This window comes from Streptococcus oralis (assembly GCF_019929345.1).
Lineage (GTDB): Bacteria > Bacillota > Bacilli > Lactobacillales > Streptococcaceae > Streptococcus.
Genome location: NZ_JAHZPJ010000026.1, coordinates 1 through 1,860, shown reverse-complemented (window position 1 = coordinate 1,860; position 1,860 = coordinate 1). Strand labels below are relative to the sequence as shown.

The following is a 1,860-nucleotide window of genomic DNA, read 5'->3' as shown; positions in this document are numbered from 1 at the left end:
ACCCGCTCAGGTTGGAGACCAATTGCCCCTAAGAGAGCCCTCTCGTTATGGCTTTTATGAGGATTATCCAGATTATCACCGTTCACCACGTATCATCTATCGTGGGAGTGAGGATAAAATCTTGATCAATCCTCCAGGACAGGAACCAAGTAAGCCCAGTGATGAACTCTTAAAATTAATCATTCCTCCCCTTATGATGATTGGGGTCACTGTCCTCATTACCCTTGTCCAACCGCGAGGCATCTATATTCTCGCTACGGTCGGGATGTCAGCTGTCAGCTTGATTTTTTCAATCCGTGGTTTTATCAAAAACCGTAAGAAGTATAAGGCGGATAAGAAGGAGCGGGTTGACCTATATCATCTTTATCTAAGAGATAAGGCCATGGAATTGACCCGTCTAGAGCGGGAACAAAAAGAAGGGATGCATTACCATTTTCCGACGGTTCTGGAATTGACGGATTTGGTTGAGAGCTACAACCATCGGATTTACGAAAAGACTCCTTTGCATTTTGACTTTCTATATTATCGCTTGGGGTTAGGCAAACTTCCTACCAGCTATGAGCTGAGTTATGGCCAACAGGAGCGAAGTGGGAAGAAGGATGCGTTAGAAGAAGAGGGTTATGCGCTTTATAGCCGTCACAAAAAGATTCCAGATATGCCTATTCCAGCGAATCTCAGCCATGGACCAGTGGGGTATGTCGGACCTAGAAATCTTGTCTTAGAACAGCTCCAGCTGTTGGTTATGCAGTTAGCGACTTTCCACTCTTATCACGATGTGCAGTTTATTACCATCTTGCCTGAAGAGGAGAGAGACCAATGGTCTTGGATGCGGTGGCTTCCGCATGCCAAATTGCAAGAGCTGAATGTCCGTGGTTTTGTCTACAATCAACGGACACGGGATCAAGTTTTAAACAGTTTGAATCAAATCTTAAAACTGCGCCGTACCCAAAAAGAGGAAGCCTCCCATAAGGAGAGCACGCTTTTCCATCCCCATTACGTGGTTTTAGTGACCGATGAAAAACTGATTTTGGACCACGTGATTATGGAGTTCTTTACCGAAGATCCGACAGAATTAGGCTGTTCACTGGTCTTTGTGGAGGATGTGATGAGTTCCTTGTCTGAGAATATCCAGACAGTCATCAACATCAAGGACCGTAATACAGGTCAACTGGTCATGGAAGAAGGGGTCTTGAAAGAGACGGACTTCCGCTTGGATCATTTTCCAGCAGATTATGACAAGGAGCGGATTGCCCGTACCTTGGCACCGCTTAACCACCTCCAAAACCTCAAGAGTTCAATCCCAGATTCTGTGACCTTTATGGAAATGTATGGGGCAGAGACCTTTGAAGACTTGCAGGTATCGAGTCGTTGGAAAAAGAATGCCCCTTATAAGAGCTTGGCTGTTCCAATCGGTCTACGTGGTAAGGATGACCTGGTTCAGCTCAACCTCCATGAAAAGGCCCATGGGCCACATGGTTTGATTGCAGGGACGACGGGTTCAGGGAAGTCCGAGACCATCCAATCCTACATCCTGTCCCTTGCCGTCAACTTCCACCCTCACGATGTGGCTTTCTTGTTGATCGACTACAAGGGTGGGGGAATGGCCAATCTCTTTAAAAACCTGCCCCACCTCTTGGGAACCATTACCAACTTGGATGGAGCCCAATCTATGCGGGCTCTGGCTTCGATCAATGCGGAGATCCATCGCCGGGAACGGCTCTTTGGAGAGTTTGAAGTCAACCATATCAATCAATACCAGAAGAAATTTAGAAACGGAGAAGCGACTGAGCCTCTCCCTCACCTCTTTCTCATCTCAGATGAGTTCGCAGAGCTAAAGGTCAACCAGCCTGACTTTATCAA

General features: G+C 46.7%; 1 protein-coding gene. It reads left to right on the top strand.

The window, feature by feature from the left end; all coding sequences use genetic code 11:
- A partial coding sequence (gene essC, locus K1I97_RS09995) for a type VII secretion protein EssC (RefSeq protein WP_223351613.1) occupies positions 1 to 1,860 on the top strand: 1,860 nt, incomplete at both ends.